The sequence below is a fragment of the Neorhizobium sp. DAR64860/K0K1 genome (assembly GCF_050500205.1).
Taxonomy (GTDB): domain Bacteria; phylum Pseudomonadota; class Alphaproteobacteria; order Rhizobiales; family Rhizobiaceae; genus Neorhizobium; species Neorhizobium soli.
The window spans coordinates 2,041,515-2,065,857 of record NZ_CP191459.1 but is presented as its reverse complement, the minus strand read 5'-3'; the positions used below and the strand labels follow the sequence as shown (position 1 = coordinate 2,065,857).

Sequence of the window (24,343 nt, the reverse complement as noted above, 5' to 3'; positions counted from 1 at the left end):
CGCGTGCAAGGCTGATCTTTCTTCGAGCGACAGGAGTTTCCGCATGTCGGCGACTGATAGCGTCATCATCGATGTCATCCATCCGGCAGCAAAACGCCGCGAGCGCGACCGCAGATCGGTGCGTATCTGGCTCGGCTTCGTCGTCTTCGTGCTGTTCTGCCTCGTCCTGGTCGGCGGCGCGACCCGGCTGACCGATTCGGGTCTCTCGATCACCGAATGGAAACCGATCCACGGCGTCATTCCGCCTCTCAATGCGGCAGAATGGCAGGAAGAGTTCGAGCTCTATCAGCGCATCCCGCAATACCAGCTGGTCAACGCCGGCATGACGGTCGACGAGTTCAAGACCATCTTCTGGTGGGAATGGGCGCACCGTTTCCTGGCGCGCTCGATCGGTCTCGTCTTCGCCGTGCCGCTCATCTTCTTCTGGGTGACCGGTCGCATTGAGAAACGCCTGCGCTGGCCGCTGGTCGGCACGCTGGCACTTGGCGGCTTTCAGGGCTTCGTCGGCTGGTGGATGGTATCTTCGGGCCTCACCAAGCTCGTCAGCGTGTCGCAATACCGGCTCGCCACGCATCTGGTCATCGCCTGTCTGATCTTTTCCGCCTGCGTCTGGATCATGCGCGGCCTCACGCCCCAGAAGCAGGGGGCGGCCCCGACGCGTCACTCCTATATCGCGGCTGGAGGCCTCGCGTTTTTGGCGCTGTTCCAGATCTATCTCGGCGCACTCGTCGCGGGCTTGGACGCCGGCCTCAGCTACAATACCTGGCCGATGATGGATGGCGCCTTCGTTCCGGCCGACCTCTTTTTGCGCGATCCCTGGTGGATCAATCTGTTCGAGAACCCGAAGACCGTGCAGTTCGTTCACCGCTGCGGCGCCTATGTGCTTCTGGCCGCAACACTGATCCACATGATCGTTTCACTGTCCAAGGCGCCGGGCTCGGTCCATACGGGGCGAGCCGTCATCCTGTTCCTGCTGGTCTGTCTGCAGGCGGTGATCGGCATTCTGACGCTGGTCTATCAGGTGCCATTGGATCTGGCGCTTGCGCATCAGGGCGGCGCCCTGGTCGTCCTCGGCTATGCCATCACCCATTGGCGTGGCTATATCGGCGAATATCCGCTTGAAGACAGAAAAGCCGCGGCGAACTGAGTTCACCGCGGCTCTGATTCGAAATCCGGATCGCCTCAGGCCGACAGCATCAGGTCCATGTTCTGGACAGCGGCACCGGAGGCACCCTTGCCGAGATTGTCGAGCAGCGCGACCAGATTGACATGCGGGCTGTCTGCCGCGCCGAACACGAACAGCTTCATCCTGTCGGTGTTGACCAGTTCCTCGGCATCGACGCGGGCAAGCGTCGCGCTCTCGTTGAGCGGCACGACGGTAACGATATCCTGTCCCGCATAGTGGGCGACGAGGGCGCTATGAATGCTCTCGATCGTGGCACCATCCTTGAGGTCTTCGAGGAACAGCGGCACCTGCACGATCATGCCCTGCGCAAAGCGGCCGACGGACGGCGAGAACAGCGGCGCGCGATCGAGCAGGCCATGTTCCTTCATCTCGGGCACGTGCTTGTGCTTCAGCGTCAGGCCGTAGAGAAAGTTGTTGGCGGAGATCGCGTCCTCGCGTGACGCATCTTCCATCTGGCCGATCAGCTGCTTGCCGCCGCCGGTATAGCCGGACACTGCATTGACCGAGACCGGGTAGCCGTCGGGCAGGAGACCGGCAGCGCGCAGCGGACGCAGCAGCGCGATAGCACCGGTCGGATAGCAGCCGGGATTGGCGACGTTGCGGGCAGCCTTGATCTTGTCGGCCTGCGCCTTGTCCAGTTCGGCGAAACCATAGGCCCAGTTCGGATCGACCCGGTAGGCGGTCGAGGTGTCGATTACCCGCACGTTGTTGTTGCCGGCAAGCATTGTCACGGCTTCTTTCGAAGCCTCGTCCGGCAGGCACAGGATCGCGATGTCGGCGCTGTTGAGCAGGTCCTCGCGCATCGCTGCATTGCGCCGCTCGGCTTCCGGGATCGACAGGAGCTCGACGTCGCGGCGGTCGGCCATGCGGGTGCGGATCTGCAGCCCTGTCGTGCCGTGTTCGCCGTCGATGAAGATCTTTGCCGTCATGGTCATTATCCCTGAAATGTCAGTGCCTTGGGGTGAGAGCCGGAATCAGTTTGCCAGCTGCTTGATTCAATTTGTTAACGGGCGGAAAGTCGCTCCGCGCGCAGGCCAAGCATATACATCGCAACCGTTGCCCCGGCAATGGCGGTGATATCGGCATGGTCATAGGCCGGTGCCACCTCCACCACGTCGGCGCCGCAGATCTCGAGGGCGCCGAGTTTGCGCAGCACCGACAGGATTTTCGCACTCGACGGACCACCGGCAACGGGCGTTCCTGTACCGGGCGCGTAGGCGGGGTCCAGGCAGTCGATGTCGAAGGTGAGATAGCACGGGCGGTCGCCGACATGGGCAAGGATCGCGTCGGCAATTGCCTGGGCGCTCAGATCCTCTACCTCATGGCCCGGCATGATCCTGATGCCGAAATCCCCAGGCGCATGGGTGCGGATGCCGATCTGGATCGAATGCTGCGGCTCGATCACGCCCTGTCGCACGGCGCGCGCCACGAACGAGCCGTGGTCGATCCGTTCTATGTCGCCGGTCTCGTCCGCATCGTCGCTCCATGTGTCCTGATGGGCATCGAAATGCACGAGGGCAAGCGGACCGTGGCGGGCTGCATGCGCCCTCAAGAGCGGCCAGGTAACGAAATGATCGCCGCCGAGCGACAGCAGAAACGCGCCCGACTCGATGATCTTCGTCGCCTCCGCCTCGATCAGCCGCGGCGTCTTCCAGTGATGACCGTAGTCGAGCATGACGTCACCATAGTCGATGACCGACATGGCTTCGAAGAGATCGCGCGAGAACGGATATTGCGGGTCGTTGTCGAAGATCGCCGAAGCCCGGCGGATGGCCTGTGGCCCGAACCGCGCACCCGGCCGGTTGGAGACCGCAGCGTCGAAGGGAATACCGAGGACGACCGCATCGGCGCCGATCAGATCCTTGGTATAGCGCCGCCGCATGAAGGACAGCGCGCCCGCATAGGTCGGGTCGGTGGCAGCATCGCGCAGGGACTTGGCGGTAAAGGCGTTGTCGATGGATTTTGAAGCCATTGCATTCTCCCGGATCGCAGAGAAAGTGCAGTGGGAGTGTCTGGAAGACAAGACTCGGACCGAAGAAAGCCCGAAACGAAAAAGGCGGAGCCGAAGCCCCGCCTTTCGAAATGCAAAGTCTTGAAGCGATTAACGCTTCGAGAACTGGAAGGACCGGCGGGCCTTCGCCTTACCGTACTTCTTACGCTCGACGACGCGGCTGTCGCGGGTCAGGAAGCCACCCTTCTTCAGAACCGGGCGAAGGCCTGGTTCGAAGTAGGTGAGGGCCTTGGAGACGCCGTGACGAACGGCACCGGCCTGACCGGAAAGACCACCACCGGTGACGGTGGCAATGATGTCGAACTGACCTGTGCGGGCAGCGGCAACCAGCGGCTGCTGAAGGATCATCTGCAGAACCGGACGGGCGAAATACGCCGAGAAGTCGCGACCGTTGATGATGATCTTGCCGGAGCCTGGCTTGACCCAAACGCGGGCAATCGCGTTCTTGCGCTTGCCGGTTGCATAGGAACGGCCCTGTGCATCGACCTTGCGGACGTGAACCGGTGCCTGGCTTTCAGCCGGAGCGAGGTCCTTCAAAGAGGAAAGATCGGCCATGATCAGGCGCTCCTTACGTTCTTGCTGTTCAGCGATGCCACGTCGAGAGCGACAGGCTGCTGTGCTTCATGGGGATGGTTGGAGCCGGCGTATACACGCAGGTTCTTCAACTGGCGACGGCCGAGCGGGCCGCGCGGGATCATACGCTCAATCGCCTTTTCGACGACGCGCTCAGGAAAGCGGCCTTCGATGATGGCGCGTGCAGTACGCTCCTTGATGCCACCCGGGTAACCGGTGTGCCAGTAGTACTTCTTGTCTGTGTATTTCTTGCCGGTCAGGACAACCTTTTCAGCGTTGATGATGATGACATTGTCACCGTCGTCGACGTGAGGTGTGTAGGTGACCTTGTGCTTGCCGCGAAGGCGATTGGCAACGAGGGTGGCGAGGCGACCGACAACGAGGCCTTCGGCATCGATGATGATCCACTTCTTCTCCACCTCTGCAGGCTTCTGAACGAAGGTTGACATTGTTTTTCTCTCTCATCTGAACCCAAGACCACCGGAAGACCGGCCGTAAGGGCGTTTTTTGTTGCTTGATTTGCTCGGCTATGCCGACAAAAAAGAAAGCGGGCCTTCGAGAGGTCCGCGATCTGGGCGGGTTATACGACGGAGCCTAAAAAGCGTCAAGCAGCCGGCCCGGAGCGGTCGGAAAAATAGCTCAACGTTTAGAGTGACTTACTGATGAGGTAAAATAATACCTCACAAATAATCGCCGGGTGTTTCGTCTCTTACACGACTTCTTGAGAAGGGATACCTTCGTTTGAGCCGCAGCAGGCGGAACGCCTGGCTGGTGGAAAGCGTGATTCCGGAACCGAGTTGGAAGATTTCCATTGCTTTCCTATGTCCAGGTGACTGCATGAGGAGATTAGAACCATGGCTCACGATCGGTATGACGACGACGTCATCGCTGGCGTCTTGAAAAGCACGAAGACGATTGCGCTGGTCGGCGCATCACCCAATCCCGACCGGCCCAGCAACCGCGTCATGGGGTTTCTGCTTCAGCGCGGATACCGGGTGTTTCCGGTCAATCCGGGCCAGGCGGGCAAGCAGATCCTCGGCCAGGACGTCTACGCGCGGCTCGCGGATGTGCCGGAACCCGTCGATATGGTCGATGTGTTCCGCGCCTCGGAATACCTGGATAGCGTCGTGGACGAAGCGCTGGCGCTGGATCAGCCGCCCAAGGTGATATGGGCGCAGCTTGGCGTGCGCGACGATCAGGCCGCAGTGAAGGCCGAGGCCGCCGGTATAAAGGTAATCATGGATCGCTGCCCGGCGATCGAGTACCCAAGGCTTGCCCGTCTTCTCGGATAGGGTAAGGGAGCGGGGCAGGTAATTCGCGGACTCTTTTCGCAATCGCTGCGAATGCTGCAACGATATTTCTTGATCGCCGTCGGCCCGCAGGCTCTGCTGTGATGAAACGACCCTAGAGGAGACCGGCATGGCCAACCCGAATTCACGCAGTTCCGGCAATCCCGGATTTTCAACGCTCGCTGTTCATGCCGGCGCTGAGCCCGATCCGACGACCGGCGCCCGCGCGGTGCCGATCTATCAGACGACGTCCTTCGTCTTCAAGGATACCGAACATGCAGCCGCTCTGTTCGGGCTGAAGGAATTCGGCAATATCTACACCCGCATCATGAACCCGACGCAGGCCGCGCTGGAGGAAAAGGTGGCGGCGCTCGAAGGCGGCACGGCAGCCCTTGCCGTCGCGTCCGGCCATGCGGCGCAGTTGTTGGTTTTCCACACGATCATGCAGCCCGGTGACAACTTTGTCGCGGCGCGCAAACTCTATGGCGGTTCGATCAATCAGTTCGGTAACGCGTTTCAGAATTTCGGCTGGCAGGTGCGCTGGGCCGATAGCGCCGATCCGGAAAGTTTTGAAAACGAGATCGACGATCGCACCAAGGCGATTTTCGTCGAAAGCCTGGCAAACCCCGGCGGCACCTTCGTCGATATCGCGGCGATTTCGGAGGTGGCCCAGCGTTTCGGGATCCCGCTGATCGTCGACAACACGATGGCGAGCCCCTATCTCGTCCGGCCGCTCGAATACGGCGCCGATATCGTCGTACACTCGCTCACCAAATTTCTCGGCGGCCACGGCAACTCCATGGGCGGCATCATCGTCGACGGCGGCACGTTCGACTGGTCGCGCTCCGGCAACTACCCGGTCCTGTCCGAACCGCGGCCGGAATATTCGGGCATGGTCCTGCATGAAACCTTCGGGAACATCGCCTTTGCGATCGCCGCGCGGGTGCTCGGCCTTCGCGACCTCGGGCCGGCCATCTCGCCCTTCAACGCCTTCCAGATCCAGACGGGGATCGAGACGCTCTCGCTGCGCATGCAGCGGCATTGCGATAATGCGCTTGCGGTTGCCGAGTGGCTGAGCCGCCATCCGAAGGTTGGATGGGTGAACTACGCCGGCCTGCCTGACGACCCGAACAATGCTCTGCAGCAGCGCTATTCGCCGAACGGTGCCGGCGCTGTCTTCACCTTTGGCCTGAAGAACGGCTATGAGGCCGGCAAGATCTTCGTGGAAAGCCTCAAGCTCTTCTCGCATCTCGCCAATATCGGCGATACCCGCTCGCTGGTCATCCACCCGGCATCCACCACCCACCGGCAACTCACCGAAGAGCAGCAGATCGCCGCCGGTGCCGGACCTGACGTGGTCCGCCTCTCTGTTGGCATCGAGGATGTCGCAGACCTGATCTCCGACCTCGACCAAGCATTAGCAAGGACTTGAGACACTCATGAAGAACTGGCTGACATTCGATTTGACCGCTATCGAACCGGAGGAGGGCGCACCCGCGCCCGACCGCGTCATCTTCGGCGATCCGAAATTCCTGACCTGGAATTTCGAGGAGGCCGAAGGCGGGATCTATGCCGGCGTCTGGGAAGCGACACCGGGCAAGTGGAAGATCGTCTATGACGAGTGGGAATATTTCCACATCCAGTTCGGCTACTCGATCATCACCGAAGAAGGCGGCGAACCGCTGCATCTGAAGGCCGGCGACAGCATGGTTCTGCGGCCAGGTCTGGTTGCCACCTGGGAAGTGGTGGAGACGACCCGCAAGGATTACGTCATCAGGCTCTGAACCTGACGGCAGATCCTCCGGTTGCTCCTATCACCAGACCAGATCGAGCCGCTCTAGCCCGTGAAAATGGTAGACGTCCTTGACCGTCGGTACCCCGGCCAGTTTCAGGCCGGGCAGGCGGCGAAACAGGATGGGCAGAACGGTATTCAGTTCCAGCCGCGCCAGTGGTGCGCCGATGCAGAAGTGAATACCGGCGCCGAAGGACAGGTTTTGGCCTTCCTGACGATCCGGCTTGAACACCAGCGGCTCTGAAAATTTCTTCGGGTCGAGATTGGCGGCGGCGAGGATCAGGCTCACCTTGTCGCCGCGCTTCAGCGACACACCGTCGATCTCCGCGTCCTCAAGGGCCCAGCGCTGGAAGATATGGACGGGCGCGCACAGCCTCAGCGTCTCTTCCACCGTCCGCTCCGTCGCGGCCTCGTCGCGGAAGAGCTCGGCCGGCGAAAGCCCGCTTTCCAGAATCACCCGAACCGAATTGCCGATCTGGTGCACGGTCGCCTCGTGGCCAGCGTTCAAGAGCACGATCGTGGTCGAGACGAGTTCGTCGTCGGTCAGATACTGGCCCTTGTGCTCCGTATGGATCATGTGGGTGAGCAGGTCTTCGCGCGGTTCACGCCGGCGCTCGGAGATCAGCATCTTCACATAAGCTGCGAATTCCGCAGCGGCGCGGTCCGCCGCATGTTCATCCTCCCGCGAGCGCTTGAACATGTACATGCCGACATAGGCATGGCTCCATTTCAGCAGTTGCGGACCCATCTCGTCCGGAATGCCGATCATCCGGGCGATCATCGTCACGGGAATGATGTCGGCAAAGGCCGAGAGCAGCTCCACCCGGCCTTCGCCGTCAAACGCGTCGATCAGACGCTCCGCAAGCTCGGTAATCTCCGGCCTCAGCTTCTCGATATGGCGGGAGACGAAGGCGCGGTTTACCATCGTCCGGAGCCGCGTATGTTCCGGCGGTTCGATCTCCAGCAGCGAGTATCGTTCGGCGAGGTCGAAATTCGCAAGATGCGCTTCCGGCTCCGGGAGCCCCAGTTCCTCGCGGCTGGCGACATGCAGGATCTGGCGGCCGAATCGACGGTCGCGCAGGAGCAGGTTCACATGGTCATAGCCGGTGAAGAACCACTGCCGCTGCTCCTCCCAGAAGAAGGTTGGACAGTGCTGATGCAAGAGCCCGTAGACGCGGTTCGGATCGCTGTAGAAGGCCGGGTTGCGGCCATCCAGCGAGACGCGGCGGGTTTCTGGATCGATGCGGAGAAAATCGGGGATCGCGGTCATGCCGAATGGGTAACTCAATCCGCGGTCCCACGAAAGCCCGTCATTCGCCTGTCGCGATACCCTCGCGCCGCGGATCGGCACTTCCCGCAAGTCCTCGGTCGGTGATCTCGATTGCCTGCAGGCCAGACGTCATTTCACCGGCCTTCACCTCGTAGCCGAGTGACTTCAGCGGCTCCATCAGCGTCTCGGCCCGCGTTCCGGCTTCGATATCGTATGTCCCGAAACGGTTGATCAGATGCGGCTGGGCGACGATCTGCTCCACCGGCATGCCCCAGTCGATATAGGCGACCAAAGCCTGCGCCACATATCCGATGATCTGGCTGCCGCCGGGCGACCCGATGGCCATCAGCGGCTTGCCGTCCTTCATCACGATCGTCGGCGCCATCGAGGAGCGGGGACGTTTGCCCGGCTCGACGCGGTTGGCGACCGGCAGGCTTCCATCATGCGTCTTGAAGGAAAAGTCGGTCAGTTCGTTGTTGAGCAGAAAGCCGTTGACCATCAGCCGCGAGCCGAAGCCGTTCTCGATCGTCGTCGTCATGCTGGCGACGTTGCCGTCCCTGTCGACGATGGAGATATGGCTGGTGGAGGGAAGTTCGATCGCCTCGCCGCGGCCGAACAGGAGCGCGTGATCCCAGGTCGGCTCACCCGACTTCACGGCATCCTTGGCAAGCGCCTTATCCGTGTCGAGCAGTCGTGCCCGTTCGCCGAGATACTCTTTTTTGAGGAGACCCTTGATCGGTGCCGGCACAAAATCGGGATCGGCGAGATATCTTTCGCGGTCAGCAAACGCCAGACGCTGCGCATCGCCGATCAGCCTCCAGCTTTCAACATTGTCCGGCCCGAGCCCCTTCAGATCGAAGTTTTCGAGCATGCCCAGCATCTGGCCGACGGCAACGCCACCGGAGGAGGGTGGGCCCATGCCGCATATATCGAGAGCGCGATAGGCAAGGCAGACGGGTTCCCGCTCCTTGACCCTGTAGTTGGCGAAATCGGATAGCGACAGAACGCCGGGATTGCCCTTCGCTTCGCGCACGGCCCTGACGATCGCCTGCGCAATCGGGCCGGAATAGAAGGCATCGGCGCCACCGGCAGCGATCGTCCGCAGCGTTTCGGCATAGGCCGGGTTCTTGAGGAGAGTGCCGGTTTTCAGCGGTGCGCCGGCATCGCCGAAGAAATAGCGGATCGTAGCGTCATCGGTCTTCAGCTTGTCACCCTCGGCCGCAAGCAGCGTGCCGAGCCGGGGCGAGACCTCAAAGCCGTCAGTGGCGAGGCGCTCGGCGGCAGTAAACAATCCCGCCCAGTTCGCCTTACCGTATTTGCGGTGGACGGTTTCGAGAAGCCGCACCGTGCCCGGCGTGCCGACCGACCGGCCGCCGACCACGGCTGCCATGAACTTCAACGGCTGACCCTGATCGTCGAGAAAGAGCTGCGGCGTGGCTTCCATCGGCGCCGTCTCGCGGCCGTCGAACGTCGTCAGTTTCTGCGAGGCTGCGTCGTAATAGACGAGGAAAGCGCCACCGCCGAGGCCCGAACTTTGCGGCTCCACGAGCCCGAGCACGGTCTGCACGGCAACCAGTGCATCGGCGGCACTGCCGCCTTCCTCGATCACTGCACGACCCGCTTCCGCGGCGAGCGGATTGGCGGCGGCGACCATGTAGCGCTTCGTCTCCACCCGCTTGGCCGACGTGACTGCCGATGCCTTTTCCGGCGCGGTCGTGTCCGATGCCTGCTGCGCCGAGGCAACCGAGATCGTCAGGAAACCGGCGAGAACAGTTCCGGAAATTTGCTTCAGCATGGCATGTCTCTCCGCATTCTTGAGTTTGCTCGGAGAGAGTGTGGAGCATTGTCGCGCCATTGCAAGACTTTAGGCGGTCGTGGGCAACGGCACTATTGGCTGAGGACGACGATGCGTTTCAGCGACGCCACCTGTTGGGACACGCTGATGTCTTCGAAAAATTCTGCGGCAAACGGTGTTGGGGACGCAAAATCCGTCGACGGTACGATCATGATTTCCTGATCCGTATGAACGGCGGTGCGGTCGCGGCCGCTGGTCTTCGACACGTAAAGAGCCTTGTCGGCAGCGGTTAGCAACACGTCGATATCAGCGTCCTTCGTGGAGCACAGCGAGATGCCGGCGCTGACCGTCACGGCTATCCTGTGTTCGCCGACACTGATTGGCTGCCGTCTGAGCGTCGAGCGGATGGCCTCTGCGATACTGGCTGCTTCGACCATATCGGAGACGCGGATGATAGACGCGAATTCCTCGCCGCCCATGCGTCCGAACGAGCCGCGGCCGCGCTGAGCCGCCGCACCAATCCGTGCAAAGGCGGAGAGCACGTCATCGCCGGCCTGATGACCGTAGACGTCGTTGATCTGCTTGAACCCGTCGAGATCGAACTGGATGAAAGCAGTCATGCTGCCATCCACCGCATCAACACCCTTCGACCGGTGAAACTCTTCCAGCAGACCGCGGCGGTTGAGCACGCCGGTCAGCGGGTCGGTCCGCGCCAGCTCTTTCAGGGTCAGCTCGGACCGCTCGGTCAGGAGTCGCGCCCCGCAGACGATGCTGCCGACAAAGACGAAAGCCGTCGGGAGATAGAGCCACGGCGAATGCGACGCAGCGACAAGCGCATCCGGTCTACCGATGAACACCATCAGGACAATCAGCGCGCAGGAGAAGAACTGTATCCCGATGACGCTGGCAAACACGCGACGGGTGATGCTGGGCGGACCGCGATGGTAAAGCAGAATGCCGATGATCATGGCGTGACCGACCATGGCCGCGACATGGTGAAGGATGGCGCGACTGGCGAAGTCGCCGCGGACGGGGTCTAGAAACATCCCGGCAATCCAGATCAGGGCCGGAATGCCAACATAGGGTTCAACGGGCCGGCGGTCGAGCTGCATCAGGCCCGCAGCCCACAGGCCGATACCCGCAAGAACCATGGTATTGGCGATCTCGATCGAAACGAAGTCCGGGATGTCGCCGCGCATTGCGACCAGAGCTGCGCCAATCCCGTGCACAGCGAAGCCGCTGCCCCAGCTGAGATAAAGTGGTTCGCGCTCATAGTACCAGCGTGAAAAGAGCAGGACGGCGAGCGTCACCGCTTCAGCGGCCCAGATCAACAGACCCGTCAAGATATCCACGTCCAGCTCCGTCATTCATTCCCGGCCGCTTCAGTATGCAGCCAAGTCTTTAAGGCTGCGTTGCTGTTTTGCGTCGGTTATTTTGATTAGAATGCTGTCATTTATTCATATCTGCTTTACCCTGCTCGATCAAAAATGCTTGGATGGCCGTCGATACTTCTCTTTTGCCTCTGGTATATGAGAGTTGTTGCATTATCGGTCAGCCTCGCGCATCCCAAGCCGATTAAGGATATCGGGCTCTCCGTCTTGAAGTACCCGGCGGTGACACTCTATGTAGGAGATAACCCATTCCAATGATTCCGGAGCGCATCGCCGCCTTCGGCGATGCATTTGACAAAGGACGGACATGAGAAATCCAGTTGATACCGCAATGGCCTTGGTGCCGATGGTCGTTGAGCAGACCAATCGCGGTGAACGCTCCTACGATATCTACTCGCGCCTCCTGAAGGAGCGCATCATCTTCGTCACCGGTCCGGTGGAAGATTACATGGCGTCGCTCGTTTGCGCCCAGCTGCTTTTCCTCGAGGCTGAAAATCCGAAGAAGGAAATCGCGCTCTACATCAATTCGCCAGGTGGTGTCGTCACCGCCGGCATGTCGATCTACGACACGATGCAGTTCATCAAGCCGGCCGTATCGACGCTTTGCATCGGTCAGGCCGCGTCGATGGGCTCGCTGCTGCTGTGCGCCGGCGAGAAGGGCATGCGTTTTGCAATGCCGAACTCGCGTATCATGGTTCACCAGCCCTCCGGCGGCTTTACCGGTCAGGCCTCTGACATCGAACGTCACGCCCGCGACATTCTGAAGATGAAGCGCCGTTTGAACGACGTTTACGTGAAGCACACTGGCCGTACGCTTGAGGAAGTTGAAAAAACCCTCGATCGTGACCACTTCATGACCGCCGACGAAGCTCAGGACTGGGGCGTCGTCGACAAGATCCTGACCACGCGTCAGGAAATGGAAGGCGTTTCGGCGTCTTGAGGCAATAGTGGCATCCGTGCTGCTCACCCGGATTTGAGTGATTTCGGGGGTTCCAAGTGGCACGGAACGCGCTATTAGTACCTATTAAGGCTGTGTTGAGTGTTTATGACATAGCATTGGCGTCTTAGGGGTTTCGTTGCAGCCGGTCATTCTGGACCTGCGAAAGCGAGTTTGAGGCCGGTAGAGTACCCCTTGAGCGAAGACAGGCGCGGCATGGCGTCCGCGCGTGTCGACAGCGACAAAGTTGACCGCGACCGTCTGGACAGGCGGATAGGCGGAGTGCTGGAAGGAAAGTGATATGAGCAAAGTCAGCGGCGGCAACGGCGGCGACTCCAAGAATACCCTGTATTGCTCCTTCTGCGGAAAGAGCCAGCACGAGGTCCGCAAGCTGATTGCCGGCCCGACCGTATTCATCTGCGATGAATGCGTCGAATTGTGCATGGACATCATTCGCGAAGAGAACAAGTCTTCGATGGTGAAGTCCCGTGAAGGCGTTCCCACGCCGCAGGACATCATCAAGGTCCTCGACGAGTACGTCATCGGCCAGAAGCAGGCCAAGCGTATTCTGTCGGTCGCAGTCCACAATCATTACAAGCGTCTCGCGCATGCCTCAAAGGGCGGCGATGTCGAGCTTGCGAAGTCGAACATCATGCTCGTCGGTCCGACGGGTTGCGGCAAGACCTATCTTGCCCAGACGCTCGCGCGCATCATCGACGTGCCCTTCACGATGGCCGACGCGACGACACTCACGGAAGCCGGCTATGTCGGTGAAGACGTGGAAAACATCATTCTGAAGCTGCTTCAGTCTGCGGATTACAATGTCGAGCGCGCCCAGCGCGGCATCGTCTACATCGACGAAGTCGACAAGATCTCCCGCAAGTCGGACAACCCTTCGATCACCCGCGACGTGTCGGGCGAGGGCGTCCAGCAGGCGCTTCTGAAGATCATGGAAGGCACGGTTGCATCCGTACCCCCACAGGGAGGCCGCAAGCATCCGCAGCAGGAATTCCTGCAGGTCGACACGACGAACATCCTGTTCATCTGCGGCGGCGCCTTTGCCGGTCTCGACAAGATCATCTCTGCCCGTGGCGAGAAGACCTCGATCGGTTTCGGTGCATCCGTCCAGTCTCCGGACGATCGTCGCGTTGGCGAAGTGCTGCGCGAACTGGAGCCGGAAGATCTGGTCAAGTTCGGTCTCATTCCGGAATTCATTGGTCGTCTGCCGGTTCTGGCAACGCTCGAGGATCTCGATGAGGATGCGCTGATCCAGATCCTGTCGGAGCCGAAGAACGCGCTGATCAAGCAGTACCAGCGCCTGTTCGAGATGGAAGACGTCGAACTGACGTTCCACGAGGACGCGCTGCGCGAGATCGCCAAGCGCGCCATCATCCGCAAGACGGGTGCTCGTGGTCTTCGCTCGATCATGGAAAAAATCCTGCTCGACACAATGTTCGAGCTGCCAGCGCTGGAAGGCGTTCGCGAAGTGGTCATTTCCGACGATGTGGTGCGGGGCAATGCACGGCCGCTCTACATCTATGCCGACAGGCAGGAAGAAAAGGCCAACGTTTCGGCCTGATCCTCAGCGGTCATAGCAACATTGAGAAGGGGCCCCATTGGGGCCTCTTTTTCGTTTTAGCCTCGGCTATTGTTTTAGGCCGTATTACACGATTTTTGCACTGCAAAGAGTTGCAAGATAATCCGCTTGATTTAGACAGGGTCAGGGATGAACCTTTCCGTTCCGGCTGCTTCGCACCTTTTGTGCGTGTGCCGTTGATTTCGGACCTCGTCTCGAAAAGGTTTGTCGGCAAGGACGGTGGCGCGTCCGTGCTTAAGAGCTGACATTTTGCGTAAGGCGTTATGCGTGGGCGCTTTGTCTGACGGCTGGTTGCACAAGGTGCAGTGCAGCGACCTTGCAAGGCTTGAAAACGATCTGTGAAAACTCCACTTTTAGCGGGAGTGAAGTGCTTGGGTAATTTCTCAAGCCATCCCGGCAACGGGACGATGGAAAGGAAATGACATGACGAATTCAACGTCTGCGGCATCCGGCGCTGAGACCTATCCGGTCCTGCCACTGCGCGACATTGTGGTCTTCCCGCACATGATCGTGCCGCTGTTCGTCGGACGGGAAAAGTCCATCCGGGCGCTTGAAGAGGTCATGGGTTCCGACAAGCAGATCATGCTCGTCACCCAGATCAATGCCAGCGACGACGATCCTGAGCCCGAGCAGATCTACAAGGTCGGCACGGTGGCCAATGTGCTGCAGCTCCTGAAGCTCCCGGACGGAACCGTCAAGGTTCTGGTCGAAGGCAAGGCACGCGCCCAGATCTCCGAATACAGTGACCGCGAAGAGTTCTACGAAGCCAAGGCCGAGATTCTGGCCGAGCCCGATGAGGACGCCGTCGAGGTGGAAGCGCTGTCGCGCTCCGTGGTTTCCGAATTCGAAAACTACGTGAAGCTCAACAAGAAGATCTCGCCGGAAGTCGTTGGTGCCGCGAGCCAGATCGAGGATTACTCGAAACTGGCAGACACGGTTGCCTCGCACCTGTCGATCAAGATCACCGAAAAGCAGGAAATGCTCGAAACGGTCTCGATCAAGCTGCGGCTTGAAAAGGCCCTCGGCTTCATGGAAGGCGAAATCTCCGTCCTCCAGGTCGAGAAGCGCATCCGCTCGCGCGTCAAGCGCCAGATGGAAAAGACCCAGCGCGAGTATTACCTCAACGAGCAGATGAAAGCGATCCAGAAGGAACTCGGCGACGGCGACGAAGGCCGTGACGAGATGGCCGAACTGGAAGAGCGCATCGGCAAGACCAAGCTTTCCAAGGAAGCCAAGGAAAAGGCCGACGCCGAGCTGAAGAAGCTGAAGCAGATGAGCCCGATGTCGGCGGAAGCCACCGTCGTGCGCAACTATCTCGACTGGCTGCTCGGTATTCCGTGGTCCAAGAAGTCGAAGATCAAGACCGATCTTAACGCGGCTGAAAAGGTCCTCGAACTGGATCACTTCGGTCTCGACAAGGTCAAGGAACGCATCGTCGAGTATCTTGCCGTGCAGGCCCGCGCCACCAAGCTCAAGGGTCCGATACTTTGCCTCGTCGGTCCTCCGGGCGTCGGCAAGACGTCTCTTGCCCAGTCGATCGCCAAGGCGACCGGCCGCGAGTACGTGCGCATGGCACTTGGTGGCGTTCGTGACGAAGCCGAGATCCGTGGTCACCGCCGCACCTATATCGGTTCGATGCCCGGCAAGGTCATCCAGTCGATGAAGAAGGCGAAGAAATCCAACCCGCTCTTCCTGCTCGACGAAATCGACAAGATGGGTTCGGATTTCCGAGGCGATCCGTCGTCGGCCCTGCTCGAAGTGCTCGATCCAGCGCAGAACTCGACCTTCATGGACCACTACCTTGAGGTCGAATACGATCTGTCCGACGTGATGTTCATCACCACGGCGAACACGCTGAACATCCCAGGTCCCCTGATGGACCGCATGGAAGTGATCCGCATCGCCGGGTACACCGAGGATGAGAAGCGCGAGATTGCCAAGCGTCACCTTCTGCCGAAGGCTATCCGGGACCATGCGCTGCAGCCGAAAGAATTCTCGGTGTCGGACGATGCCCTGATGGCGATCAGCCAGCAGTACACGCGCGAAGCCGGCGTTCGCTCCTTCGAGCGCGAGCTGATGAAGCTCGCCCGCAAGGCCGTGACCGAGATCATCAAGGGCAAGACGAAGTCGGTCGCGGTTACCGCTGCCAACATTTCGGATTACCTTGGCGTTCCGCGTTTCCGTCACGGCGAAGCCGAAGGCGAGGATCAGGTCGGTGTCGTTACCGGTCTTGCCTGGACAGAAGTCGGCGGTGAGCTCCTCACCATCGAAGGCGTCATGATGCCGGGCAAGGGTCGCATGACCGTCACCGGCAACCTCAAGGACGTGATGAAGGAATCGATTTCGGCTGCGGCCTCCTATGTCCGCTCCCGTGCCGTCGATTTCGGCATCGAGCCGCCGCGCTTCGACAAGTCGGACATCCACGTGCACGTGCCGGAAGGTGCGACGCCGAAGGACGGTCCGTCGGCCGGTGTCGGCATGGCAACCGCGATCGTTTCGATCATGACCGGCATTCCTGTTCGCAAGGATGTCGCCATGACCGGCGAAATCACGTTGCGCGGCCGGGTGCTGCCGATCGGTGGTCTCAAGGAAAAACTCCTTGCGGCTCTGCGCGGCAACATCAAGGTTGTGCTGATCCCAGAAGAGAACGCGAAGGACCTCGCGGACATTCCGGACAACGTGAAAAACGGCATGGAGATCATCCCGGTGTCGCGTATGGGCGAGGTGATCAAGCACGCTTTGGTTCGTCTTCCCGAACCGATCGAGTGGGATGGCACGGTGGAGACACCGGTCATTGCGACGGTTGACGGTGCCGACGACTCGTCGACAACGATTGCTCACTAAGCGGTGCCTTGAAGCCGCCACGAACTGATAAAAAAGCCGGCGAAAGCCGGCTTTTTTTGTGAAAAATGCCCAAGACCCCTTGTTTTTCAGGCTTTTTCGGAGCCTTTGGGTTGCCAAGTGCCGACGCAAAACTATTGTCGGCGCCGACCAAATGAGTCGTTCCAAAACCGTTGAAAGGGTGGAAATATGAACAAGACCGAACTGGTGTCCGCAGTGGCCGAAAAAGCCGGCCTCTCCAAGGCTGATGCCGCCTCTGCAGTCGATGCCGTTTTCGAGACTGTCCAGGCCGAACTGAAGAATGGTGGCGACATCCGCCTCGCTGGCTTCGGCAGCTTCTCCGTTTCGCGTCGCGAAGCATCCAAGGGCCGCAACCCGTCCACGGGCGCTGAAGTCGATATCCCTGCTCGTAACGTGCCGAAGTTCTCGGCCGGCAAGGGTCTCAAGGAAGCTGTTAACAGCTAATCGAAAGCATCTGGCGGCTTGCCGCCATGATGCAAAACGTCTCGAAAGGCCCGGTGAAAACCGGGCCTTTTGCATTGCTGGACGCATTTGTTTTGGCCAATCCAACAGACCGTCGTTCAACGCCAAAAAGTGTCATCCGCCTGTCATGACAGTGCAGCACAAGCCGAGTGTAGTTTCACGGAGGCTTCCCATGACATTTTCGACACGCGCCGCTTTGACCGCGCTCCTCCTCGGCTCCGTTGCAGCTCCTGCCGGCGCCGAGCAAGTCTTCAACCGCATTGCATCCTTCCCGGTCGCCCAGAACCTGCCCAAGGGCGAGGACAAGGCGACCTCGTCGGAAATCATCACGGCGACCGCAGACGGCAACACGCTCATCTATTCCGATGCGCCTGGCGGCACGATCGGCTTTATCGACATCACCGATGCGAAGGCTCCGAAGGCCGCCGGGTCGGTCAAGATCGACGGCGAGCCGAACTCGGTCGCCGCAACCGGTGCGAAGGTTCTCGTCACCATCGACCGGACCAAGGACCTCACCAAGCCCGCGGGCCAGCTCGGGGTGGTCGATATCGCCTCCCGCAAGATCGAGGCCACTTGCGATCTCGGCGGCCAGCCGGATAGCATCGTCGTCTCGCCGGATGGCACGTTTGCGGCCATTGCCATCGAGAACCAGCGCGACGAAAAGCTCAACGACGGCGCTCTTCCGCAGCTGCCGGCCGGCGAATTGCAGATCGTCACCCTGAACAACGGGGTGCCCGTCTGCGACAGCATCCGTCACGTCGATCTGACGGGACTGTCCACCGTCGCTCCTGAGGATCCCGAGCCGGAATTCGTCAATATCAACGCCAACGGCGAAATCGTCGTGACGCTGCAGGAAAACAATCACATCGTCACCGTCGACAGCAAGACCGCAAAGGTCACCGCCCATTTCACGGCCGGCACGGTTGATCTCGATGGCGTTGACACCAAGACCGACGGCGCACTGACCTTCTCCGGCAAGCTCACGGCCATTCCCCGCGAACCGGATGCGGTGAAGTGGCTCGGTACCGATCGTTTCGTTGTCGCCAACGAAGGTGACTACAAGGGCGGGTCGCGCGGCTTCACCATTTTCGACCGCACCGGCAAGGTTCTCTATGACGCCGGCACGTCGCTCGAATATGCCGTAGCCCGCGTCGGTCACTTCCCGGAAAAACGTGCCAAGAACAAGGGCATCGAGCCGGAAGGCCTGGAAGCTGCGACCTTCAACGGTCAGAAGTATTTCTTTGTCCTGTCGGAACGCGGTTCGATGATCGCGGTCTACAAGGATACCGGTGCGGAGCCGGAACTGGTGCAGCTTCTGCCATCCGGCATCTCGCCTGAAGGTGCTGTCGCCATTCCCGGCCGCAACCTGCTTGCCTCCGCCAACGAAGCCGATCTCGGCGAAGACGGCGGTGCCCGCTCGCATGTCATGATCTACGAGCTTAGCGAAGGCGAAAAGGCCTATCCGATGCTGGTCTCCAAGGATATCGACGGCAAGCCGCTCGGCTGGGGTGCCATGTCGGGCCTCGTCGGGGATGCGGAAAAGGACGCCATTCTCTATGCAGTCAGCGATAGCGTCTATGCCATGCAGCCCTCGATCTTCACCATCGACGCCACCAAGAAGCCGGCGGAAATCACAAGCGTGGTGCGTGTGACCCGCAACGGTCAGCCGGCCCAGAAGCTCGATATCGAAGGTATCGCGCTCGACGGCAAGGGCGGCTTCTGGCTCGCTTCCGAAGGCGACAGTGCCAAGTTCGTCGGTCACGGCATCTACAACGTCAGCGCCAAGGGTGAGATCAAGTCCGAGATCGCGCTGCCGGCAGAACTTCTGGCAGGTGAAACCCGCTTCGGTCTCGAAGGCATCACCACAACGGGTTCGGGCGACGACCTGACACTCTGGATGGCAATCCAGCGCGAATGGAAGGACGATCCGAAGGGCCAGGTGAAGCTTCTGTCCTACAAGCCGAAGTCCAAGGAATGGGCCGCCGTTCGCTACCCGCTCGAAAAGACCGAAAAAGGCTGGGTCGGCCTGTCGGAAATCACCGCCCGCGGTGACTACCTCTACATCATCGAGCGCGACAACCTGATCGGCGACAACGCAAAGCTCAAGAAGCTCTACCGTGTGGCAATCGCCGATCTGAAGCCCGCAAAGCTTGGCGGAGAGCTGCCGCTCGTCACCAAGCAGGAAGTTCACGACTTCCTCTCCGACCTCAAGAACGCTACCAACGGCTATGTGGTCGACAAGCTCGAAGGTTTCGCCTTCGACAAGTCGGGCAAGGCCTTCGCCATCACCGACAATGACGGCGTCGACGACAGTTCCGGCGAAACGCTGTTCTTCCCGGTTGAGATCAAGGCGACCAACTAAACCGTTCATCAACAGGAAAAGGCCGGGTGTTTCCGCACCCGGCCTTTTTTATTGCCGATGCGTGACTTAAGTCTGTCGTTCCTGATGTGTTCCAGCAGCCGAGTCGATGACCTCATTCCGCTTCATCCATGCCGCCGATCTGCATCTAGGCAGTCCCTTTCAGGGGCTGGCGCTGAAGGATGCCGAGCTTGCCGATATCTTCATCGAGGCAAGCCGCAAGGCGTTCTCGGGCTTGGTGGACGAGGCGGTGGAGCGCAAGGTCGACTTCTTTATCGTTGCGGGCGATGTCTACGACGGCGACTGGAAAGACAACAAGATCGGCCTGTTCTTCAACCGCGAAATTGCCCGGCTGGAACGCGCCGGCATTCCGGTCTTTCTGCTGAAGGGCAATCACGACGCCGAAAGCGTCATCACCAAGACAATTACGCTGCCGAAGAATGTCAGCGAATTCCCGACCGCAAAGCCCGGAACGTTCAAGCTGGATCACCTGAAGGTTGCGCTGCACGGCCAGGGTTTTGCCGAGCGCTCCGCCAACGAAAACCTGGCGCTTGCCTATCCGAAGCCGGAACCGGGCTGGTTCAACATTGGCGTGCTGCACACCTCGCTGACCGGCCGCGAGCCGCACGCAGCCTACGCGCCCTGTTCCGTCGAAGATCTGCGCTCGCGTGGCTTTGATTACTGGGCGCTCGGCCATGTCCACGATTTCGAAATCGTCGCCGAAGACCCGCTCGTCGTGTTCCCCGGCAACCTTCAGGGACGATCGATCCGCGAGCAGGGAGCAAAGGGCGCTGTGCTCGTGACTGTCGATGACGGGCGCATCGCCTACGAGCGCATCGTCACTGACAGTGCAAGGTTTGCCGAACTGGCCGTAGTCGTCGAGCCGGATGAAACACCGGCGGCGATCCTGCGGCGGCTGGAAGATCTGCTTGGTTCTGTGATCGACGCCATGGAAAGCCGCCCGCTGGCGTTGCGCATCCGCATCAGCGGCCGCAGTCGTTTCCGCAACGAGATCTTGGCGAGAGCGGCCGATTTCCGGGACGAGGTGCAAGCCGCCTGCCACCGCGGCCATGAGGATATCTGGCTGGAAAAGCTGGAAGTGAAACTCGAAGCCGAGATCGCATCGACGGGCAAATCCACCGATCTTCTCGGGCTCGAAGGCCTCCTGCCGACGGCGGAGTTCTCGCCGCTTCTGGTGAGCGAGGCTGAGGCCCGCATTGCCGAGATCGCCGCGCGTCTGCCGGGCGGTATCGGCGCCGGCGACCTCGCGCTTGGTGACGATGCGGCGGCTCTCTTGGCGGAAGCGCGCGAGCTGCTTCTGTCGCGCGCGGCAAGGGTAGGGTAGTCACATGCGTTTCACCCGTCTCGACATCCTGCGCTACGGCGCGCTTACCGACCGCGCGCTCGCGTTCCGGCCGGATGCGCAGCTGCATGTCATCTATGGACCGAACGAAGCCGGAAAGTCTTCCGCGCTGTCGGCAATCTCGGATCTGCTGTTCGGCTTTCCGACAGCTGCCGAGTACAGTTTTCTGCACGACGCAACCGCACTTAGGGTTGGTGCCGAGATCGAGACGCGTGATGGCAGCAAGCTGGGCTTTCGCCGTCGTCGCGGCCGCAAGAACACGCTGCTCGCGGCAAGCGAGGCGGAAGAGGCGCTTCCCGAGGATGCGCTGGCGCCCTTTCTCGGCACGCTGAACCGCGATGTGTTTCAACGCGCCTTCGGGCTTGATTCGGCTTCTCTGAGGGCTGGCGGCCAAAGCATGCTGAAAAGCGGCGGCGAGATCGGCAGTCTGCTGTTTTCCGCAGCGTCGGGCCTTACCGGTCTCTCCGACCTGCGCAAAAGCTTCGATGCCGAGGCCGACACCATTTACGCGCCGCGCCGCTCCAAGGACCGCCTGTTCTACCAGGTGCTCGACAGCCATGACGAGGCACGCAAAGCCGAGCGGAACAACGAGCTGAAGGCGACCGACTGGAAGACGCTGCTCGCCGAACAGGCCGAGCTGGAAGCGGAACTCGCCACCATCAAGATTGAACGCGAAACCACCAAGCAGACGCTGGAACGGCTGCGCAAGCTGATGCGGCTGGAGCCCGTGCTGCGCGAGATCGACCGCGAGCAGGACCAGCTGGCGCAGTATCAGGCGCTGGGCTCGCTGCCTCCTGGCTTCGAGGATGCGTTGGCGCGGGCGCTGGAAGAGGCGCGGCGCAACGACGACGCGCATCGGGCGGCGGAAACGGAAGTTTCGCGGCTGGGCGATGAGATCGCCGCTCTCCATGTCGACGACGCGCTGATCGCCGCTGCTGGCAGCATTCTCGCCCGCCACGCCGACAAGGGCGTCTATCTGAAAGCCCGCGAGGATATCGCAAGGGTGCGCGGCGAGGTCGAGGATTTCGACACCCGGCTGGTGCAGCTGGGGCGCAGGCTGGGTCTTGTCAGGACCGATGACCTTGAACGCCACCAGCCTGCCGATGCCGATCTGGTGCGGCTGAAGACCCTGCTCGAGCAAGGCAGCGAACTCGACCGCAGCCTGAAACAGCTGCATCTCCGTCTGGAAGAAGAGCGCGAGGCGCTGCGGCGTCTGGATGAAGCCAATCCGGACAGCCGCCTGATCGATCCGAAACCATGGGCCGAGCAGCTTACAGCGCTGCGCCCCGAACTCAGTGATCTCGCAGGCATCGAAAACCTGCAGGTTCGCGCCACACGGGCAGAAAGCGATCTTGCCGCCGCCGTCGCAAGGCTCGATCCGCCGGTCAAGGACATCGACGCCCTGCTTGCGAGCCCGCTGCCGGATCTCGCAGCGCTCAGCAGCCACCGCAAGCTGATCGACGATGCACGCGCGGTGCATGCAAGGATCACCCAGACACTGTCGACGGTGAAGGCCGACGCCAAGACCGTGGCCGATCAGATGGCGGCGCTGGAAGGGCAGGGCCGCATCGTTTCGCGTGCCGATATCCTGGAAGCCCGCCAGCTGCGCGATGGGGGTCTTGCCGCACTCGGAGCAAAGCCATCAGCGGATAAGCTCGCCGATGTGCACAAGGCCGTGCAGAACGCTGACGAACTGGCCGACGCCGCCCTGACCGATGCCGAGCGCGTGTCCCGCCACGCGCAGCTCAGCCTGCGTCAGCACGAGATCGAGCAGCAACTGACGAATGCCCGCGCCGAAGCGCGCGAAAGCGATATTGCGCTGTCGGACGCGATCACCGAATTCGAGGACCTGTTCCGCTCGGTGCCCGTCTCCCCGCTGTCGCCCGAGCGCATGCTTGAATGGCGACGCGGCGTCGAAGCCCTGTCGCATCAGGTCGAGGCGCTGAAGGATGCGAACGACGCGCTGCAGACCGCACGGCTGAAGGAAGAGCGGTTGAAGCCGGTGCTGGTCGGTCTTGCCGACGCGATCGGCCTTGCCGCAGCCGCCTTGCCGCCCGCGGCCCTGGCGCGTGCTCTCGACCGCAGACTGGCAGAGATCGCGGAACGCTGGACGGAAAGCCGCTCGCTGGAAGGCAAGCGCCATTCCGCTGTCGATGCGCTGCAACGTCTCGAAGAGCGCGAAACCGTGTTGCGTCGTGAGGTCGATAGCTGGCGGGCTGCATTCTCCAACGCTGCGACCATGGCCGGTCTGCCGGATGAGGCGACGGTCGACATGGCAGCGGCAGCGCTCGATGTCTGGCGCAGCGTGCCGGATATTCTGGCCGAGCGCGAAAACCGCCGCCGCCGTGTGCGCGGCATGCAGCGCGACATGGAAACCTTTGACGAAGAGATCCGCAGCCTCTGCACCAAGGTGGCGCCCGACCTGATCTCGGTGCCGGCGGATGTCGCGGCCGGGCTGCTCAACGACCGGGCGATGGATGCCAATGCCGCTGCCAAGCACAAGGCTGCGATGTCGGTCGATCTCGAACGTGCGACGCTCGCTCTCGAACGCTATGCCACGCGCGAAAAGACCCTGCAGGACGAGCTTGCTTCCCTTGCCGCATCCGCCTCGCGAGACGTCGCCGACCTCGAGCAGGTGTTGGAGGAATTGCGCCAGCGAAGCCGGTTGAACGGACAGCTTCTGCAGTGCCGCTCCCGTTTCAACGAGCACGCTGATGGTGACGATGAAGCGGCAGTGCGCTCAGCGCTGGTCGATTTCGACAAGGTGACGGCAGGTCTTGAGATCGAACAGCTGGAAAGCGCCGATAGCAGGCAGATCGACCGTATCTCGACTTTGAGGACCGCCGAGGCCGACAATGCCCGCCGTCGCCGCGAACTGGAAAGCGGCATCGGTGCCGAGCGCGCGGTGTTCCAGAAGCACGCGGCCGAAACCGAGGCGAGGGACCTTGCGCGGCGGTGGGTGGTGCTGAAGCTCGCGGCCAGCCTTCTATCGTCCTCGATGGAAACCTATCGCGAGCATCAGGCCGATCCGGTCATGCAGCGGGCCGGCAAGGTATTTGCGGATCTCACCGGTGGACGGTTTGCGAAGCTGGTGCAGCTCTATGACGAAAAGGACGAGCTGCAGCTGGCTGTCGAGCGAAACACCGGTGAGCAGGTTCCGCTATCGGGCCTCAGCGAAGGCACCGGCGATCAGCTCTATCTCGCACTGCGTCTGGCGTTCCTCGAGGATTACTGTAGCCGCAACGAACCCGCACCGCTGATCCTCGACGACATCTTCCAGACATTCGACGACGAACGGACCGCAGCCGGCATCCGCACACTCGCTGCCGCCGGCGACAAGTTCCAGACGGTGCTGTTCACCCACCAGCTGAGCCTGGTGGAAACGGCGCAGCGCGAACTCGGCGAGCGGCTGGACTTGATCAGGATTTAACGCAATCTGACGGTTGCGTAGCGTGG

General features: G+C 61.0%; 18 protein-coding genes. 11 read left to right on the top strand and 7 right to left on the bottom strand.

Going from position 1 to position 24,343, the window contains the following annotated elements; genetic code table 11:
* The first annotated feature begins 43 nt into the window (after nucleotides 1–43).
* Complete coding sequence (locus ACQY1J_RS14645; protein WP_430250190.1) at nucleotides 44–1,147, top strand: COX15/CtaA family protein; 1,104 nt, start codon at nucleotides 44–46, stop codon at nucleotides 1,145–1,147.
* 35 nt (nucleotides 1,148–1,182) lie between these two features.
* Here the strand turns inward: ACQY1J_RS14645 and argC are convergent, their stop codons facing one another.
* The 4 genes from argC to rplM form a co-directional block, all read right to left on the bottom strand.
* Entirely contained in the window at nucleotides 1,183–2,115 is a 933-nt protein-coding gene (gene argC / locus ACQY1J_RS14640) for an N-acetyl-gamma-glutamyl-phosphate reductase (RefSeq protein ID WP_430250189.1), read from the bottom strand.
* Nucleotides 2,116–2,189: 74 nt separating this feature from the next.
* Complete coding sequence (gene speB, locus ACQY1J_RS14635; RefSeq protein ID WP_062579974.1) at nucleotides 2,190–3,158, bottom strand: agmatinase; 969 nt, start codon at nucleotides 3,156–3,158, stop codon at nucleotides 2,190–2,192.
* 129 nt (nucleotides 3,159–3,287) lie between these two features.
* Nucleotides 3,288–3,752 carry a 30S ribosomal protein S9 gene (gene rpsI / locus ACQY1J_RS14630; RefSeq protein WP_062453256.1) on the bottom strand — a complete coding sequence of 155 codons (465 nt, stop codon included), beginning with the start codon at nucleotides 3,750–3,752 and terminating at the stop codon, nucleotides 3,288–3,290.
* Nucleotides 3,753–3,754: 2 nt separating this feature from the next.
* Nucleotides 3,755–4,219 (bottom strand): 50S ribosomal protein L13, encoded by a 465-nt coding sequence (gene rplM, locus ACQY1J_RS14625; protein WP_062453255.1) that lies wholly within the window; start codon nucleotides 4,217–4,219, stop codon nucleotides 3,755–3,757.
* Between the two features lie 405 nt (nucleotides 4,220–4,624).
* Here rplM and ACQY1J_RS14620 point away from each other — a divergent pair, with 405 nt between their 5' ends.
* From ACQY1J_RS14620 to ACQY1J_RS14610, 3 genes are all read left to right on the top strand, one after another.
* Nucleotides 4,625–5,062, top strand: a complete 438-nt coding sequence (locus ACQY1J_RS14620) for a CoA-binding protein (RefSeq protein ID WP_430250187.1) — start codon at nucleotides 4,625–4,627, stop codon at nucleotides 5,060–5,062.
* A gap of 127 nt (nucleotides 5,063–5,189) precedes the next feature.
* Nucleotides 5,190–6,491 carry an O-acetylhomoserine aminocarboxypropyltransferase gene (locus ACQY1J_RS14615; RefSeq protein WP_430250185.1) on the top strand — a complete coding sequence of 434 codons (1,302 nt, stop codon included), beginning with the start codon at nucleotides 5,190–5,192 and terminating at the stop codon, nucleotides 6,489–6,491.
* 7 nt (nucleotides 6,492–6,498) lie between these two features.
* Complete coding sequence (locus ACQY1J_RS14610; protein WP_325261088.1) at nucleotides 6,499–6,843, top strand: cupin domain-containing protein; 345 nt, start codon at nucleotides 6,499–6,501, stop codon at nucleotides 6,841–6,843.
* A gap of 30 nt (nucleotides 6,844–6,873) precedes the next feature.
* On the opposite strand, the gene ACQY1J_RS14605 is transcribed toward ACQY1J_RS14610, so the two are convergent.
* From ACQY1J_RS14605 to ACQY1J_RS14595, 3 genes are all read right to left on the bottom strand, one after another.
* Complete coding sequence (locus ACQY1J_RS14605) at nucleotides 6,874–8,121, bottom strand: cytochrome P450 (protein ID WP_430251948.1); 1,248 nt, start codon at nucleotides 8,119–8,121, stop codon at nucleotides 6,874–6,876.
* 40 nt (nucleotides 8,122–8,161) lie between these two features.
* Nucleotides 8,162–9,916 (bottom strand): gamma-glutamyltransferase, encoded by a 1,755-nt coding sequence (gene ggt, locus ACQY1J_RS14600; protein WP_430250184.1) that lies wholly within the window; start codon nucleotides 9,914–9,916, stop codon nucleotides 8,162–8,164.
* Nucleotides 9,917–10,008: 92 nt separating this feature from the next.
* On the bottom strand, nucleotides 10,009–11,268 hold the full coding sequence (locus ACQY1J_RS14595; RefSeq protein ID WP_430250183.1) for a GGDEF domain-containing protein: 1,260 nt from the start codon (nucleotides 11,266–11,268) through the stop codon (nucleotides 10,009–10,011).
* Between the two features lie 346 nt (nucleotides 11,269–11,614).
* Here ACQY1J_RS14595 and clpP point away from each other — a divergent pair, with 346 nt between their 5' ends.
* The 7 genes from clpP (at nucleotide 11,615) to ACQY1J_RS14560 (ending at nucleotide 24,317) form a co-directional block, all read left to right on the top strand.
* Entirely contained in the window at nucleotides 11,615–12,247 is a 633-nt protein-coding gene (clpP, locus tag ACQY1J_RS14590) for an ATP-dependent Clp endopeptidase proteolytic subunit ClpP (RefSeq protein ID WP_062453248.1), read from the top strand.
* 298 nt (nucleotides 12,248–12,545) lie between these two features.
* Nucleotides 12,546–13,823, top strand: coding sequence for an ATP-dependent Clp protease ATP-binding subunit ClpX (gene clpX, locus ACQY1J_RS14585; protein WP_062453247.1), 1,278 nt, complete (start codon nucleotides 12,546–12,548; stop codon nucleotides 13,821–13,823).
* A gap of 441 nt (nucleotides 13,824–14,264) precedes the next feature.
* Nucleotides 14,265–16,685 (top strand): endopeptidase La, encoded by a 2,421-nt coding sequence (lon, locus tag ACQY1J_RS14580; RefSeq protein ID WP_062453246.1) that lies wholly within the window; start codon nucleotides 14,265–14,267, stop codon nucleotides 16,683–16,685.
* Nucleotides 16,686–16,871: 186 nt separating this feature from the next.
* Nucleotides 16,872–17,147 carry a DNA-binding protein HupB gene (gene hupB, locus ACQY1J_RS14575; RefSeq protein ID WP_062453245.1) on the top strand — a complete coding sequence of 92 codons (276 nt, stop codon included), beginning with the start codon at nucleotides 16,872–16,874 and terminating at the stop codon, nucleotides 17,145–17,147.
* A 190-nt stretch (nucleotides 17,148–17,337) separates the two neighbouring features.
* Nucleotides 17,338–19,527, top strand: a complete 2,190-nt coding sequence (locus ACQY1J_RS14570) for an esterase-like activity of phytase family protein (protein ID WP_430250182.1) — start codon at nucleotides 17,338–17,340, stop codon at nucleotides 19,525–19,527.
* Between the two features lie 106 nt (nucleotides 19,528–19,633).
* Nucleotides 19,634–20,869: a metallophosphoesterase family protein gene (locus ACQY1J_RS14565; protein WP_430250181.1), complete on the top strand. Its 1,236-nt coding sequence runs from the start codon at nucleotides 19,634–19,636 to the stop codon at nucleotides 20,867–20,869.
* 4 nt (nucleotides 20,870–20,873) lie between these two features.
* Nucleotides 20,874–24,317 (top strand): AAA family ATPase, encoded by a 3,444-nt coding sequence (locus ACQY1J_RS14560; protein WP_430250179.1) that lies wholly within the window; start codon nucleotides 20,874–20,876, stop codon nucleotides 24,315–24,317.
* Nucleotides 24,318–24,343: the final 26 nt, after the last annotated feature.